This window comes from Mesorhizobium sp. LNHC232B00, from assembly GCF_000502435.1.
Lineage (GTDB): Bacteria > Pseudomonadota > Alphaproteobacteria > Rhizobiales > Rhizobiaceae > Mesorhizobium > Mesorhizobium opportunistum.
Window position 1 is genome coordinate 44638 of record NZ_AYWP01000024.1, and the last position, 14798, is coordinate 59435.

15 protein-coding genes are annotated in these 14798 nt (G+C 59.7%); 7 read left to right on the forward strand and 8 right to left on the reverse strand.

Annotated features, from left to right (window positions below; translation table 11 throughout):
* Nucleotides 1–749: 749 nt before the first annotated feature.
* On the forward strand, nt 750–2519 hold the full coding sequence (gene ligD, locus X743_RS145200; RefSeq protein WP_023767886.1) for a DNA ligase D: 1770 nt from the start codon (nt 750–752) through the stop codon (nt 2517–2519).
* A 75-nt stretch (nt 2520–2594) separates the two neighbouring features.
* Here the strand turns inward: ligD and X743_RS145195 are convergent, their stop codons facing one another.
* Nucleotides 2595–2855 (reverse strand): hypothetical protein, encoded by a 261-nt coding sequence (locus X743_RS145195; protein ID WP_023767887.1) that lies wholly within the window; start codon nt 2853–2855, stop codon nt 2595–2597.
* A gap of 838 nt (nt 2856–3693) precedes the next feature.
* Complete coding sequence (locus X743_RS145190) at nt 3694–4002, reverse strand: hypothetical protein (RefSeq protein WP_023767889.1); 309 nt, start codon at nt 4000–4002, stop codon at nt 3694–3696.
* A gap of 382 nt (nt 4003–4384) precedes the next feature.
* Here X743_RS145190 and X743_RS145185 point away from each other — a divergent pair, with 382 nt between their 5' ends.
* The gene (locus tag X743_RS145185; RefSeq protein ID WP_023767890.1) at nt 4385–4879 is read left to right on the forward strand and encodes a hydrolase; all 495 of its coding nucleotides are present in this window, start codon (nt 4385–4387) and stop codon (nt 4877–4879) included.
* Nucleotides 4880–4931: 52 nt separating this feature from the next.
* Here X743_RS145185 and X743_RS145180 read toward each other — a convergent pair whose 3' ends face one another.
* Nucleotides 4932–8042: a GAF domain-containing protein gene (locus X743_RS145180; protein ID WP_023767891.1), complete on the reverse strand. Its 3111-nt coding sequence runs from the start codon at nt 8040–8042 to the stop codon at nt 4932–4934.
* Nucleotides 8043–8323: 281 nt separating this feature from the next.
* Between X743_RS145180 and X743_RS145175 the strand changes: the two genes are divergently transcribed.
* Together X743_RS145175 and X743_RS145170 are read left to right on the forward strand one after the other, a co-directional pair.
* The gene (locus X743_RS145175) at nt 8324–8572 is read left to right on the forward strand and encodes a hypothetical protein (RefSeq protein WP_023767892.1); all 249 of its coding nucleotides are present in this window, start codon (nt 8324–8326) and stop codon (nt 8570–8572) included.
* A 102-nt stretch (nt 8573–8674) separates the two neighbouring features.
* The gene (locus X743_RS145170; RefSeq protein WP_023767893.1) at nt 8675–8959 is read left to right on the forward strand and encodes a hypothetical protein; all 285 of its coding nucleotides are present in this window, start codon (nt 8675–8677) and stop codon (nt 8957–8959) included.
* Nucleotides 8960–8975: 16 nt separating this feature from the next.
* On the opposite strand, the gene xth is transcribed toward X743_RS145170, so the two are convergent.
* Nucleotides 8976–9761 carry an exodeoxyribonuclease III gene (gene xth, locus X743_RS145165; protein ID WP_023767894.1) on the reverse strand — a complete coding sequence of 262 codons (786 nt, stop codon included), beginning with the start codon at nt 9759–9761 and terminating at the stop codon, nt 8976–8978.
* Nucleotides 9762–9941: 180 nt separating this feature from the next.
* Here xth and X743_RS145160 point away from each other — a divergent pair, with 180 nt between their 5' ends.
* The 3 genes from X743_RS145160 (at nt 9942) to X743_RS01000000169350 (ending at nt 12100) form a co-directional block, all read left to right on the forward strand.
* Nucleotides 9942–10979: an alpha/beta hydrolase gene (locus tag X743_RS145160; protein WP_023767895.1), complete on the forward strand. Its 1038-nt coding sequence runs from the start codon at nt 9942–9944 to the stop codon at nt 10977–10979.
* Nucleotides 10976–11551 (forward strand): DUF1003 domain-containing protein, encoded by a 576-nt coding sequence (locus X743_RS145155; RefSeq protein WP_245264298.1) that lies wholly within the window; start codon nt 10976–10978, stop codon nt 11549–11551. The genes X743_RS145160 and X743_RS145155 overlap by 4 nt, the downstream gene beginning before the upstream one ends.
* A 285-nt stretch (nt 11552–11836) precedes the next feature.
* Nucleotides 11837–12100 carry a response regulator gene (locus tag X743_RS01000000169350; protein WP_023767897.1) on the forward strand — a complete coding sequence of 88 codons (264 nt, stop codon included), beginning with the start codon at nt 11837–11839 and terminating at the stop codon, nt 12098–12100.
* 606 nt (nt 12101–12706) lie between these two features.
* Here the strand turns inward: X743_RS01000000169350 and X743_RS07530 are convergent.
* The 4 genes from X743_RS07530 to X743_RS145140 form a co-directional block, all read right to left on the reverse strand.
* Complete coding sequence (locus X743_RS07530; protein WP_084555606.1) at nt 12707–12883, reverse strand: hypothetical protein; 177 nt, start codon at nt 12881–12883, stop codon at nt 12707–12709.
* 120 nt (nt 12884–13003) lie between these two features.
* Nucleotides 13004–13180: a hypothetical protein gene (locus tag X743_RS1000000172335; RefSeq protein WP_023767901.1), complete on the reverse strand. Its 177-nt coding sequence runs from the start codon at nt 13178–13180 to the stop codon at nt 13004–13006.
* 296 nt (nt 13181–13476) lie between these two features.
* Nucleotides 13477–13713 (reverse strand): hypothetical protein, encoded by a 237-nt coding sequence (locus X743_RS145145; protein WP_023767902.1) that lies wholly within the window; start codon nt 13711–13713, stop codon nt 13477–13479.
* A gap of 19 nt (nt 13714–13732) precedes the next feature.
* Nucleotides 13733–14467: a Crp/Fnr family transcriptional regulator gene (locus X743_RS145140; RefSeq protein ID WP_031258250.1), complete on the reverse strand. Its 735-nt coding sequence runs from the start codon at nt 14465–14467 to the stop codon at nt 13733–13735.
* Nucleotides 14468–14798: the final 331 nt, after the last annotated feature.

Genomic DNA, 14798 nt, shown 5'->3' on the forward strand with positions numbered 1-14798 from the left:
AGTCGGCATTCTTGCCAAGTCGGTCCGAGGCCGCCTGGCCTCTCGATGGTCATGGTTAACGAGATGGCTATGGCCAAAGTTTGCGCCTCACGTCAGATGAGACTTGCGTCGTCAGCCCCGACGATGCCGGCGACGGGCGGCCCGAAGCAAAGCGGTCTAAGCACGGCCCGGGGGCGGCAACAGCCGTCTTGTATTGGAGCTCACTTTAGCCCGGCCTAGCGGCGTGATGACTCTCCCGGTTCGTCGCATTCTTCGCAGGCGCGACAGTGCACCAGGGCGGTGCCGGACATGGAACAATGCACTGGCGGTCTGGTTTGATAGGCAAGCACTGAGAGCTGGAACTCGGGCTTTGCGGACAGACGGAAAGGAACTGAATATGTCGAGATCTTTCTACCCAAGCGGGCCGGGCAACAAAGGCAAGGTCGACAACGCCCCTGACGGATCTCCAGAACAGGATCCCGTGGAGGGGTCGCGCGAAACAATCGACCGCGAACTCGAACGGACAGACCCCAAGGACGGCTCCGACAAAACCGAACGCCTCCGCAGAGATTTGGGACGACAGGTGAAGGAGGAGACGAACTTGCCCGGGCGCGGATCGGCCTGACAGGGTGAATAGTTCGCTGGAATGCATACGAGCACTGGCCGGCTTGGGTGGGCATGCTGGTCGCCCGAGCAGGTCATATTCTCCTAAAACTCCAGGAACCGATTGCTGCTATCCGATTTGACTCCGGTCAGGGAGTCGCAAGTGCATGCGTAAACCGGAAGGCCAACTCGCTTTCATCGCGTTCCAATCGCCAACGCTGGTTCTAAACACGCCCGAGGAGGCCGACTGGCTGCATGAAATCAAATATGACGGCTACCGGACGGAGCTTGTCGTCGAGGGCAGGCAGGCGCGCGCATTTACCCGCCGGGGCTACGACTGGTCGCGCCGCTACAAGCGGATTGTTCAGGCGGCGGCGCAGCTGCCCGTCAAATCCGCGATCCTCGATGGCGAAGCCGTTGTTCTGGGCAGCACCGGCCTGCCGGATTTTCAAGCTCTTGAGCGGGAACTGGGGAATGCGAACTCGCATAAGCTTATGTTCTTTGCATTCGACCTTCTGCACCTCAACGGCCGCGATCTTCGGCGAGAACCACTGATTGCACGCAAGGCCGCCCTCCAGAAGGTGCTGAAGGACACGGCGCCGACGCTGACCTATGCCGAGCACCTAGAGGCATGCGGTCGCGACGTGTTCGACCACGCGTGCCGGATGGGCCTGGAAGGCATCGTATCCAAGCGAGCCGCTTCGCCGTATCGCTCCGGCATCCAGACGAGCTGGCTCAAGGTGAAATGCATCAAGAGCGACACGTTCCCGATTGTCGCCTTTGTCGAGAAGCTTGGTGCTCACCCCCGCCGTATTGCCTCGCTGTATATCGGCAGATGGAAAGGCGACCGGCTGCTTTATGCCGGGAAAGCTCAGAGCGGCTATACGCTGGACGCAGCACGGAGGGTCAGGGAACGGCTAGATCCGCTGGTCGTCGGCAAATCCCCCTTGTCCGAACCGGTTGAGAAGCCGAAGGCGACCTGGGTCAGGCCCGACGTGCTGGCGGAGGTGCAATTCAGCGGTGTCACGGATCGCGGCATCTTGCGGGAAGCCGTGTTCAAGGGGCTGCGGGAAGATCTTCAGGCGATCCCGGCCAAGCCGCCGTCTCCCTCCAAGCGCAGATCGGAAGGCCGGCATGGCATCCCTCGCGAAAACATTCTGCAGCTTCTGCCCGATGCTATCGCGCCGCCCAAGGAAGAGCTCGCGCGCTATTGGGAGCGGGTGGCCGATCAGGCTTTGGTTCATCTGGGCCGGCGGCCGCTGAAGCTGGTCCGCCACGCCTTCGGCGCCACCTTCTATCACAAGGGGCAATTGCCTCCGATACCGGCTTCGGTGCACCAGCTTCGGGTCCAAAAGCGCGAAGGTGGCGAAGGTGTCCGAGTGTGGATTGACGATCTGGACGGTTTGCTTGGCTTAGTCGAAATGGATGCCGTCGAGCTGCATCCTTGGAACGCCACCATTGACGATGTCGAACATGCTGACCGGCTCGTCCTCGACCTTGATCCCGGTGAAGGCGTTCCGTGGCAAGCGGTGGTTGAGGCCGCGCTGTCGCTGCGCCGTATCTTGGAAGCGGCTGGCTTGGAGAGTTGGCCGAAGGTGACCGGCGGCAAAGGCATCCACCTGATGACGCCGCTCGCCTCCAGGATGACCCACGACGAGGTCCGGCAACTGGCCAGATCGCTGGCTCAATGCCTCATGGATGCCGAACCCCACCGATACCTGCTGTCAGCCGACCCGGCGGCCCGAAAAAGCCGCATCTTCCTCGACTATCTGCGCAACGGCCGGGGCAACACCGCCGTCGGGGCTTTTTCTCCGCGAGCACGGCCGGGCTTCCCCATTTCCCATCCTGTCACATGGGGACAGGTTGAACGAGGTATCAGGCCAGACGCCTTCACACTCGCCAATCCCTTCAGACCTGATAGCCGAAGGGCGGCATAACCCAAAGTTTGGCCACAAGCCGCAGCTTTCGCAGTGGAAGAAGCGTGAGGCGGCGGTGGCGCCCTGCCTCACCGATCAGAGCCCAAGTGTTTGACCTGCTTCAAGCTGAAGGAAGGCTGCCGACGGATTCCTGAAAACCGCGTCCTGAAAAGCCTCGGCAGCAGAGGCGTGGGTGAGGTCGACCAGAATGGCTGCCGCTCGCTCAACTTCATCGGCCGAGTGGTCGAGTCGATCCATGCGCTTCAGGACGCGATCATGGAGCATCGACAACCGCGCGGCATGGTAGACCTCGCTTCGCTTGTGACCATCCCAATTGAGTGGTTCGAACAACATCATGGGTTTTGGCTCCTCAAGGCATGCTTGTCGGGTGCGCTATTTTGAGTAGCCGCCGACGGGCTGCTTTTGCCCGCGCCTGCCCGGCTCGCATGCGGCTGCACAGCGCAAGACTGGTCGCAAGCCCGTGGTTGTCGTTGTTCATTGTCTGTGGCTGATCGAGGGAGAGTTCGGCGCGCCTAGCGTGTTGCCTGGCGACTGCCATTTCCAGGTTCAGAAGTTCAACCATTCCAGGCTTCCTCGATCATCACCCTTCCATTAGAAAATCGTCACTTGGCCCTTTCGTTCCGCTCCCGGCCCCAAAAAGGGCCGCAAACACGTGCCGGCTGGGAGCGTCCTATCGCCTGAACGTACACCCGCTGGCTCCGGCCTGCGGGTTCTTTGCTGTCCTAGCTTTTGCGACGCGGCGAAGTCGGGGGCCGGGGATGCTCGTCCCGCCGTCGGAAATCCCCGGAAATGCATCGCCGGCCAAGTTGTCGTCTGCCGCTGCCAATCCGAAACGGACTGTAGCCTGGCTGCTCATATGGACCTGGTACAGCTCCCGATGTCGACTTGCTGACGGGAAACTGGCAGGGTTAGAAATCCTCCTGTTCGTCAGCCGGATCGCCTTCGCGCCTGTTGCCGGGAATAGGCGGACCAAGTTCGGAGAGCATGAATTCGGAGGAATGAGTCGGGTCGCTTGGGTCGGCCAAGCTGTATTCGTATGTGGCGGCATTGGCGCAAATCCCGCTGGTCCACCTCTTGCCCACAATTCGGGCACGGATAGAAATGCCGCTCTTCCGGGATGTCTTCGCCGCCGTGCAGCTTGCCGGGCTAGGCGGGTCAAGCTTTGAAAGCTTCGTCATGTCGGTTTGTCCACCAGCGGCGTCTTACTCGTCGGCGGCTTGTAGGCATTCACCAGGCGCAGCGTGTCCAGGTTGACGGTGATAGGCACGCCAAAGTTCACCGTCGCCAGATCACCATCGATGTGAGTGACGCTGCCGATAAGCTCGATCGGCTGGCCCTGCTGCACTTGGGAAGTCCGGTCGATGATGGAATGCGGGAAGCCATAAGAGGGGATCGAGACGCTTACGCGGTCTGCGGTGACGCGCCGCCGGACTGTCGCCACGATTGCCACCTCATCGCCTATGCTGATGCTGCCCTTAGCCATGCCGATTCAAACTCGGAGCAGGCGAGTTTGTTTCGTAAGGAGATGCTAAAGTGTTATCGCCCCTCTTGGAACATACCTCTACCTTCGCGGTTATTAGCGTTCCGATTTTGCGAAGTGTGGGAAAATCATGAAGCGAGACTTTGCATACCTGTGCGATTGGGCGAGTGCACGGGGCATCAAAATATATCAGCGTTCAAAGACGGTATGGATCGTGGCTGGGGGCTATCGAGGTCGGGATTTGGAAGTTAAGGGGCGGTCGCCACTTGTTGCACTCTTACTATGGATTGAGGCAACCCAGTACAGAGGAACGATTTAGGACTGTTGGCGCACCTGCGAGTAGCCACAAAATGCGCACGACCGTCGGGATCTCCCCCGCTAATGCATGTCGCCTCCAACCGACACGCATTTCAATGATCCCCGCATTCTCAGGATCGATCGCCGGCCGTTCGGATCGCTGGCCGAGCATGATGAAGCGCTGATTGCCCGGTGGAACGAGACCGTCGGCCCCGAGGATGAAGTCTGGCATCTGGGCGACTTCGCGCGCCACGGCAAATCGAACGTCGAAGCCCTGCTGACACACCTAAACGGCCGCAAGAACCTCATCGTCGGCAACAATGATGCTTCCGAAACAACGGCCGCACACGGGTGGCACAGCGTCCAGCACTATAGGGAGCTGATACAGGAGACCCAGCTTATCGTGTTGTGCCATTATCCGTTCCGGACGTGGAACCGGATGGGCAAGAAGTCGATAAACCTGCACGGACATTCGCACGGCAAATTGAAGCCGTTGACGCGCCAATATGATGTTGGTGTCGACAGCTGGGACTTCCGGCCCGTTTCGCTGCAAACCTTACGCGGCAAGCGCGCGCTCCGATGACGCGGCTGAAGCGGAGAGGGTTGGTGAGCGAGCACCGGCGGCCGTTGCCCTTTCACTTTCTATCCAGCACCTTCCGGATCTTCTCCGCCAATTCGTCGATCGTGTAGGGCTTGGTCAAAAGCTCCGTTCCGAAATCGAGCGTGCCGTTGTGGACAATGGCGTTTCGCGTGTAGCCGGTGGTGTAAAGCACTTTTAGCGACGGGTGCGTCCTCTTGAGCTGGTCCACCAGCTCGCGTCCCGACATCTCCGGCATGACCACGTCAGTGAACAGAAGCGAAGGCACTTGCCCGCTTTCGACGGCTGCCAGAGCGTCCCGTGGCCCTTGCATCTCAAACACGGAATAACCCAGCTCCCGCAGCGCTTCCGCAGCCATCAGCCGGACGCGATCTTCATCCTCGACAACCATGATGATCTCGTCCGCACGTCCGGGGTGCTCGCCCGCCACGGCCTCGGTTTGGCTGTCGAGCACGCCGCCATGCGAACGCGGCAGATAAATTTTCAAAGTGGTTCCGATACCCTTCTCGGAGTAGATTTTTACGCTGCCGCCCGACTGACGAACGAACCCATAGACTTGGCTCAGCCCCAGCCCAGTGCCCTTGCCGACCCCTTTGGTGGTGAAGAACGGATCGAAGGCTCTGGCCAAGACATCGGCAGTCATGCCGATTCCGGTATCCGTAACGGCTATCATTACATACTGGCCCGAAGGAATTGCGTTCTCCCTGGCGTAGCGATCGTCGACGTGTGCATTGGACGTCTCGATCGTCAGCTTTCCACCGGTGGGCATGGCATCGCGTGCATTGACGCAAAGGTTGAGCAGCGCGCTTTCCAATTGCCCTGCGTCCACCTCCACATGCCATAATCCCGCAGCGAGCACGGTCTCGATCTGGATGGTCTCGCCAAACGTCCGGTTCAGCAATTCGCTCATGCCGGAGACAAGGCGATTTGGGTTCAGCCGCTTCGGCGCCAGCGGTTGCTGGCGGGAAAAGGCAAGCAGTCGCTTGGTAAGTTCTGCCGCACGTTGTGCTCCGTCGATCGCTCCGGTCACGAATTGGTGGACGTTGGTGTCGCCGTTTCTGAGCTTGCGCTGCACAAGGTTCAGGCCGCCGATGATGACGGCCAGCATGTTGTTGAAGTCGTGCGCGATGCCACCGGTGAGCTGTCCGACAGCTTCCATCTTCTGAGCCTGGCGCAGGTGCTCTTCTGTCTTGGTGCGTTCGGCGACTTCGTCTATGACGCGTTGTTCGAGCGTGGCGTTGAGTGTCTGCAGCGCCTTGAACAATCGGGAGTTGTCGATTGCCGTCGCGGCATGGCCCGCAAGCCCCAGCAAGGCCGCCTCTTGCTGTTCGGCGAAGACGCCGGTCTCTGAATGACCAAAGAAGAGGCCGCCCAGCACCTCGCCAGAACGCGAGACGACCGGCACGGCAAGATAGGAACGCACCGGCAGATGGCCCTCTGGCATGCCCTTGCGGGGAGTGTTCTTTCCGTAACGCGGATCGGCGAGGATATCGTCGGAGCGCACAACGCTTGTACCGCGGAAAGTGGGCTCGAACACCGCGGTGTTGCGCGGCATGGGAAAGTTCTCAAAGGCAGAACGAGGTGCCCCCGACAGGGCGTAGAGCATGTAGCTGTCGCCCTTGTCGTCGATCACATTGTAGAAGAAAGCTCCAAATAGTGCGCCCGACAGCGCTACGCCGGCATCAGTGACTGTCTGGACAATGCGCTCCACGTCAAGCTCGGCCGCAACGGCGGCAGCGGTGGCATTCATCAACTGAAGTTGATGTTCCACCCGCTTTCGCTCGGTGATGTCCATGACGGTGCCGATAAAGCGGACCGCGCGGCCGGATCGGAAAAACGATTCGCCGGTTGCGGCTATCCAGCGCTCCTTCCCATCCCGCAAGCCGATGGTCCGGTATTCAATGTCGTAGCGCGAAGACGTGTCCCGCGCCAGCGCCCGGCGCACGGCCTCGTCGGCCCGTGCCCGATCTTCTGGATGGAGGCCCACCAAAAAGGCGCTCTCATATGTCACCTCCGCGTCCGGCGGCAGGCCAAAAAGGGCTTTGCACCGGGCGTCCCAACGCAGCACCCCGGTTACGGGATCGTAATCCCAGATGCCAATAGCGGCCGCGTCGGTAGCAAGCCTCAGCCGCTCCTCGCTCGCCCGGGCCGCCTGTTCCGAGCGAACGCGCTCGATGTGAGCCCAGGACCGTTCCGTCACCTCGGTCAGCAAAGACAGTTCGCGCTGCGACCAGACGCGGGCCTGCTTGTCGTGGATGGCCATCAAGGCGGCCAGCCGGCCCTGTTTGACCAAAGGCATGCAGATGGTTGCCGTTATGCCGATATCCTGAAAGGTCTTTGCTTCCTCGGGAGCAATTTCCTCAAGGTTGTTGTTGATGATAAGCGGCCGGTTGGCGCTGAGCTTGCTGACAGCCAGGCGACCGAAATCGGCAAGACTGTAATGTCCTTTGATGCTGGGCGAGCCGGGTGCGCTCCAGTCGCCTCGGATTGTGAAATGATCTTGGTCCTGCTCCATGTCGGCATAGGCGCAAATCGAGACGCCAAGATGTTCGCCCAGAAGCCGTGTGGTGATCTCCATGACAGCGTCGGCGTCGGCTGCGAGGGCAATCTCTCTGCCGAGGCGGTCCAAAAAGGCGAGGCGCTCGGCGTTCTCTCGCAAGGCCTTCTCGGCGCGAAGTCTCTCTATCGCGGTACGCGTCCGGTCCGCGACTTCCGAAATGAGGGTCACTTCCTCCTTGGCCCAGCGTCGGGGCGCGGAGTGGTTCAGATAAAGCAGCGCCACCAAACCGCCATGCTCAGTAATCGGCATGTTGACGAGAGATTGAGCGCTGATGGCTTTTAGGGCCTCCGCATGGTCGCTGGTTCGCGGGTCTGTCTCGGCATTTTCGAAAACAACGGTGTCCCCTCGCTTCAGCGTCCCAGCCAGGCTTTTGATGCCCGGCGCGTTCCAATCCTTGTCGATGGTGATCGTCTCATTATCGAGATCGATCGTGCCGTATCCGGCTCGGCTGACGCCAAAATGGTTACCCAGCAGTTCCGCGGCTGCGTAGGCTAGATCGGCAGGATCAGCAATCTCGCGAATGCGATCGCCCAGCGCTGCCAGAAGTTCGAAGCGCTGCAGTTCAGATCGATCATCGCGCGAAGTCACCCCATATCGCCCCCGTTTTGCCCGGACTGGATAATGCGGTCGACGGCCAAGAGTTCCGTTACAGTATGGAACGCTCCCGACTGACGGGTCGACAGTACATGCAATACGGGCCGATATCGCTTTGCAGATTGGGATCTTGCGGGCACGGACGCTTGTGCCGGTACATCATAGGTTAATGACACGCGGCGCGGCGCGCCGCATAGACGTCGGATCAGCGGGCATGCAACGAGCTCCGCTGCTTGGGAGCGACCATCGTACTCTTGCTCGTTTGGAGACGCTTGATGCTTGACCGACCTATTCGCACGAACACCGAAGCTCTCTCCCCGAATGATCTGGACACCCTTCGCGCGGTTTTCGACGCGATGTGCCAGGAATTTGCAATTCTGCCGGACAGTGCGGCGGCCCATTCTATCGCAAGAGAGCTGGTCAGGCTTTTCCAGACCGGGATGACGGAAGCGGCCATGCTGACAATTGCCGTGCGAGCACGTTGGCAAGGGGATTGGAAAATGGAGGGCAGCAGCGCTGGCTGACGTTTGAGGTCAGGCGGGCGCATCTGCTGCATCGTTTTCGAGATGCTGGCGTCGACCCTCGACTTGTCAGCAATCCACTGGCACCGCTGATGGGAGGAATCGATGCCGAAATTTCGCTTCGAATTCATCGAAGGCCTCCTCAAGCCTGCAATCTTTGCCGACATGGCTGATCGAGATGAAGCTGTCCGCCAGGCGAAGCTCGCTGCCAAGGAGGCCATGCTTGACGGAATTGTCGGTGGCGCGGACCCGACAAGTTGGGTAGCGAAAGTCTACGACGAAGCGGGTTATCTGGTCGCCACCCTTGGATTCCACGATCTGATCGCCGGGTCCGAGAATTCGGAGCAGTCCGAGGAGATGGAAGAACCTGGCGTCATGCGCTCGGGCTGAAGTTCGGATTTTCAATTCAGCCGGGCCAATCCAAATCGATCCAGGCTGGCGCGTGATCGCTCGGCTTTTCCCATCCCCGCACTGCAACGTCCACGCCCGCGCCGCCCAGCCTGTTCATAAGCGAGGGGCTTACCAGCAGATGGTCCATCCGAAGGCCGGAACTGCGGTCGAAACCGCCCCGGTAGGAGAAATTCCAGTAGGTATAGACGCCCCTTTCGGGATGGATCAGCCTGACTGCGTCGATCCAGCCCTCAGCCAGCATGTCGGCGTAAGCTTGCCGGCTCTCCGGAAAGTAGACGGCGTCGCCGAGCCATCTCGCCGGGACCGCGGCATCGATCGGCGTCGGCACGACATTATAGTCGCCGCAGAGCACACTGGCAGGCGTGTCCCTGAGCAAGAGCCGTGCGTAGTCGATCAACCGCTCGAACCAGCGGAGCTTGTAGTCGAACTTCGGACCAGGCGCTGGATTGCCATTGGGCAAGTAGAGACAGCCGACGACAAGGCCGTCGATCTCCGCTTCGATGTAGCGGCTGTGCATGTCATCGAGGTCACCCGGCAACCCGCGGCGACGCTCATGCGGCTGCTTGCCTCGAGCGAGAATGGCTACGCCATTGTATGACCTCTGACCATGCCATATCGCTCCGTAGCCGGCGTTCCTGATGGCTTGGGCTGGAAACTTCTCGTCCGATGTCTTTAATTCCTGAAGACACACGATGTCGTAATGCGTCTCGCCCAGCCATTTGAGCAGCACCGGCAATCGTCCGTTGACGCCGTTCACGTTGAAGGTCGCGACCCGGATCATCTGACGCTTTGAGGTGCCCCATTCAATGGTGCTCTCCGCTTGGTGAGTTCATCTTGCCAATCAGCATTAACCGCCAACCGCCAAGAAGGTTTCGCCGGCTGCCGCTTCGTCCTTGTCTGACGGAACAAGCTGTGACCCCGAAGGTTGGGCTCGCGCACACAGCTTCCAACAGGCACGAGCATGGCGTTCGACAGAGATGGATCGAAACTCGCGGCCGGGCTGCTCGTGGCCATATTGGCGGCATTGGCGGGATATAACGTCGTCCGCGCCAAACGTGCGATCGCCAGCCGCGCACACGGACGGGTGATTGAGATCGCTAGTCTGCGCCTGCATGTTATCGAAGCCGGAACCGGCATGCCACTGCTCCTCCTGCATGGCAACGGGTCCATGGCGGACGATTTCAGGTCGAGCGGCATCTTCGATGAGCTGGCAAAGACCTACCGGGTATTCGCATTTGACCGCCCCGGCTTCGGGCGAACCCCACGGCCGCGCGGCCGGCGCTGGTCCGCTCGCGACCAAGCCGACCTCATACATGCCGCCGTCGGCCGGATGGGCATAGAGAAATATCTCGTGCTCGGACATTCCTGGGGAGCTTGGATCGCCCTCGAATCGGCGCGAAGGCATTCTCCATCGGTGGCCGGCATTGTGCTGGTCTCCGGCTATTACTATCCGCCACCGCGGCTGGATCTTGCACTGGCCGCGCTGCCGGCATTGCCTGTGATCGGCACGGCCTTTCGCCACACCTTGCTGCCTCTGCTCGTGAGGATCACCTGGCCGTGGGCAATGGAGAAGATCTTTCGACCCGGCGTGATCGCCAGCGACTTCTCCGCATTCGCCAAGGACATCGCCAGCCGCCCTTCCCAACTGCGGGCGATTTGCTCGGAGTCGGCATTGATGCTAGCCGCGGCCCTGTCGAGGAAGGCCAGCTATAAGGACATTGCCGTGCCGACCGGAATTCTGGCGGGATCCGAAGACCGGTTGTTCGATGCGGAAGGGGATGCACGACGCCTGCATGCCGAAATCGGGGGGGCTTTCCTCGATGTGATTCCGGGCACGGGCCATATGGTTCATCAGAGCGCACCGCAGGCAGTGGTCGGCATGGTGCACGCGATTGCGGGATCGCACGCGTTGTCCCAAGGACCCCGTCGGCCGCGACTCAAGCCGCGTGCCGGCAAGGCGGGCTCGGCCTCGCAGCGGGTCCAGGCGGGCGACAAGTGACGCCGCTTGCACGAAATCGTTGTTCAAAACGAGGCTCCAAAATGAGCGACCAACGTCCGGCCGACATGCAGTCGGTGCTCCACCAGAACATCCAGGCCCTGGTCGAGCACAGGCGAAAAGAGGAGGAGCACCAAGGCGTTCAGGTGCGGATTGCCGGCGTCATTTCGCGCTTCGCGGGAAGCATGGCTTTCGTCTATCTGCATCTCGCAATCCTTGTCGCCTGGATCCTAGCGAACCTTGGCGCGATACCGGCCATCCCAGCTTGGGACCCGACTTTTGTGATCTTGGCCATGGTGGCCTCGGTCGAGGCAATCTTCCTGTCAACTTTCGTGCTGATCAACCAGAACAGAATGGCCGAAACCAGCGAACGCCGAGCGGAACTGGATTTGCAGATCAGCCTTCTCAACGAACATGAAACCACGCGGCTGATCGAGATGGTGGCTGCCCTGACGGCGCGTCTAAACGTGTCGACACCGGCGGACAAAGAGCTGCCGCAACTGGCCGAGAATGTCGATCCCCGAAAGGTGATGACGCAGATCCAGCAAGCATCTGGAGATCAGGAGGAACCTTGATCAAAGGCATCATGGCAAGCCTCGGCAGCGGACCGACCCACAAGGGCTTAGAGCGGAGGAACCTCGCGCGGTTCAAGAGTTCGCTACAGCCTGTAATTAGCCCGTTATCTGGGCCTCGAGGCTGTCGAAGCAGCTTATTCCGGTCGCCGTTCTCCAAGTCGGCTTCATGACGTCACGCAATCGCGGCAGCGCGGAGTTCAAATTCAACCAACCGGCCGGAGCGTGTCGGATGGAACCACTTTGATGCCGAAATCGTAGTAGCGGTGGCGACTTGGGAAATCCCGGATGAGCGAAGGTGCTGTTCTGATCGTCGAAGATGAGACCATGATCCTGCTCGACCTAGAGTCAGCCTTGGAGGAGGCCGGTTTCCAGGTCGTTGGCACTCGGAATCCCGCCGAGGCGCTGGCGGCTTTCGATCCCGATCCAACCAAGTTCAGGGCCGTCCTCACGGACATCCGTTTGGGACCGGGACAATCGGGGTGGGGAGGTCGCTCGGCATTTGCGAAGGTCCAATTCGACCATCCCGGTTGTCTATATCAGTGGCGATAGCGCGGAACACTGGGGAGCGGAAGGTGTGCCCAACAGTATAATGATCACCAAACCCTTCTTTCTGCCGCAGATCATGACAGCCGTCTCCCAACTCTTAAACGCCCAGCAAGGTCCAGAAGCTCACGTCTAGGTATCGGATCTCGGCTCGGTTCACATGCCGCAACTCGAAGTCTTGAATCCCGTATCCCGCGTCATGTTCCTGGGCGCAAATCCCAAACATCCGCAAGCTCCTGGCTGCCCGAGCCTTCATCATCCCGCGAAAACCGACGGAACATTCTTTCCTGTCCAGCGTTGGCGCACGCTGGACAATCCTTATTGCACAATCCCATATTGTCCGGCGTCGGTGGTAGGAACCCCACTGCTTCAGATCGCCTCGGCTTCCTCGCGGGGCGGGCGGCGCGGAGTTGAGATCCAATGCATAGAGACGCATTCACCCCGTCAGAGCTTGCCATACTGAGCCGCGTCCTGGCACGCAGCAATATCAAAAACGAAACTGAAACCGAGAGAGAACAGCGGGCATCGCGCATCCTGGCTTACTACCAAGCGGGGATAACCGACGAGACCGAACTCGAACAGCTTTCTCGACAACCGCTGGGAAGGTAACTGCTAGTCTTCCTTCTTCAGGGCTTCCGCCTGATCCTTGAGTTTCGGCCAATCGGCGCCATGTCGGCGCAGTAGTGTGCGTGCCTGCTTCGGGTCAACGTCGGTGACCTCGACCAGATGTTCGACCTCAAGCTCCTGTCCTTTCGCCACCCGGCTCACTTTGTCTGCTTTTCGTTTCATTGCGGTGTCCATGGTCAGACAACATGAACCAGCATGTGGGATTGCGGTTCCAAGGGCTTCAAAGAAAATTGGCCCCCCACAATCAATCCTCTCGGGAGCCCTCCTGAAAGCAGGGCGCCCTCACTGCTCGAGCTTTCGGTCGAGCTCGTCAAGCAATGACCGATGCTCGCTGGGTATGTCGGCGTCGGTCGGCAGATCCAGCAACTGGCGCAACTGGCGGCGACTGGCGTCCGATGAAATCCACTGACGTATGAGACGGGCGATGGCCTTCTGTTGTGCCTTGCCGATTTCTTCCATGTTGAGAACCCGGGCTTGTCCGTGGGTCGAACTCGGCGGCTCTTTGATGGTTCCCGGTCTTGCATCACAACCGCGGCGGGTGGAGAAACCGGCGCGTGTCACGCCGCAGGTTCAAGCGGTCAACTGATTGGGCCCCCGATGGGCGACCGGCATGAAGATGCTGCCTGGAGGCGGGTCGGATCACCACTTTCCCGTATCGATGATCGCCGATGCCGTATTCCTGGGGCAGATGTGGCCCGCAACAAATGTATGCAGTCCCAATCCGGCCGGCCTGACGCGAATGGGAGCGTCCAGACCTATTTCATCAATTTGACCTGAAGTGAGAGGCTCAGCCGCAAAATCCTATCGCCATTCTCATTACGCACTTCGACAAACAATTGCTCCCCGTCGACGCTCTTCAGGGACTCTCTCGTGAGGTCGACAAGGCCCTCGAATCCCGCGCGGCGCACCTCATCGAGGCCAGCACACTCGACACCTATCTCATCCTCGAAAAACAAATCACGATCGCCGCTATCGAAGTAAAATCGTGCCATCGGAGAGCTTCCGTCACCACTAATCTGCGGGGTTCCTTTGATGCAGGTAGGTCGTGTCGAAATCTCCTGCATGAGTGAGGCCGGCCCAGTCCAGAGCATGCACTTGTGACCCAGAGGTGGCAATGAGGCCTCTCCGTCGTAGTTCCTGAAGCATGCGATTGACGTGGACCGTAGACAAGCCCAGTGCATCGCCGAGGGCTGCCTGTGTGATGGGAATATCCGCCACGTGATCCTGGATGCGTCCGACCGAGCGCAAGCGAAAAATAAGTTCACACAGAATGTGAGCCATGCGGGTGTATGCTTCGCGCCTTCCCACATTGGTGACCCACTCCCTGTAAATCGCGGCGTCGATCAATGTCGATCGCCAAAATGCGGCGGCAATGCGGGGGTGTTGGTCGCAGACGGAGCGTAGAGTGTCGTGCCGCATGAAGCCTATTCGGGCCGGCGTAAGAGTTGAGAAGTTACAATCCATGATCGACAGATGCAGCCCGTGCAGATCAGGAATGTCGCCGGCCACAAAGAAGGATGTGATCTGTCGCTTTCCTTCGCCTGTATGTTTGGTCGAACCGACCAAACCATCCAGCACGACAAACGAGTAAACAGGACGGTCGCCCTCACGCACCAGGTCGTGGTTGGCCAAATAATCCTTCTCTTGGATCGGAATGCTTCTTAGGACGCCGATATCAGCCTCCCGAATATCCGAGATGGTCTGAAGTTTGCGAACGAGCACATCCGAGGATGAGGTGGGAGACAAACTGACTACCTAGCTGATGTTGGTGATCGAACTATTATTCGCGCCAAAAGTTCCGGTAGGCCAGTTTCCGGACCGATGGCATCGCGCGGTGAGGTACGGCGAGGCGGCGGAGGCGGCACCGATCGGCGTGGTTCCACGGGTAGAGCATCCTGCCGACGTCGAGCGCGATTGAAGATTCCGGTAGTGATCAAAGCTACCAACTTTTCAGGGCAGCCATAGAGGGACCCGGACAGCAGTGCATTAACCTATGACATAGGCTCGGTCCCAAATTGTCCCGCTGGTGAGCAGCTTCGGGAACTCGCCATGGTGGTTCGGCTTTGACCTTGCCACT

Coding starts and splice junctions, on each gene's coding strand:
- X743_RS145175 (WP_023767892.1), top strand. CDS start 8,324: ATGCTTGACCGACCTATTCGCACGAACACCGAAGCTCTCTCCCCGAAT.
- X743_RS145185 (WP_023767890.1), top strand. CDS start 4,385: ATGTCGCCTCCAACCGACACGCATTTCAATGATCCCCGCATTCTCAGG.
- X743_RS145195 (WP_023767887.1), bottom strand. CDS start 2,855: ATGATGTTGTTCGAACCACTCAATTGGGATGGTCACAAGCGAAGCGAG.
- X743_RS145190 (WP_023767889.1), bottom strand. CDS start 4,002: ATGGCTAAGGGCAGCATCAGCATAGGCGATGAGGTGGCAATCGTGGCG.
- X743_RS145160 (WP_023767895.1), top strand. CDS start 9,942: ATGGCGTTCGACAGAGATGGATCGAAACTCGCGGCCGGGCTGCTCGTG.
- ligD (WP_023767886.1), top strand. CDS start 750: ATGCGTAAACCGGAAGGCCAACTCGCTTTCATCGCGTTCCAATCGCCA.
- X743_RS1000000172335 (WP_023767901.1), bottom strand. CDS start 13,180: ATGGAAGAAATCGGCAAGGCACAACAGAAGGCCATCGCCCGTCTCATA.
- X743_RS145145 (WP_023767902.1), bottom strand. CDS start 13,713: ATGGCACGATTTTACTTCGATAGCGGCGATCGTGATTTGTTTTTCGAG.
- xth (WP_023767894.1), bottom strand. CDS start 9,761: ATGATCCGGGTCGCGACCTTCAACGTGAACGGCGTCAACGGACGATTG.
- X743_RS145170 (WP_023767893.1), top strand. CDS start 8,675: ATGCCGAAATTTCGCTTCGAATTCATCGAAGGCCTCCTCAAGCCTGCA.
- X743_RS01000000169350 (WP_023767897.1), top strand. CDS start 11,837: ATGAGCGAAGGTGCTGTTCTGATCGTCGAAGATGAGACCATGATCCTG.
- X743_RS07530 (WP_084555606.1), bottom strand. CDS start 12,883: ATGAAACGAAAAGCAGACAAAGTGAGCCGGGTGGCGAAAGGACAGGAG.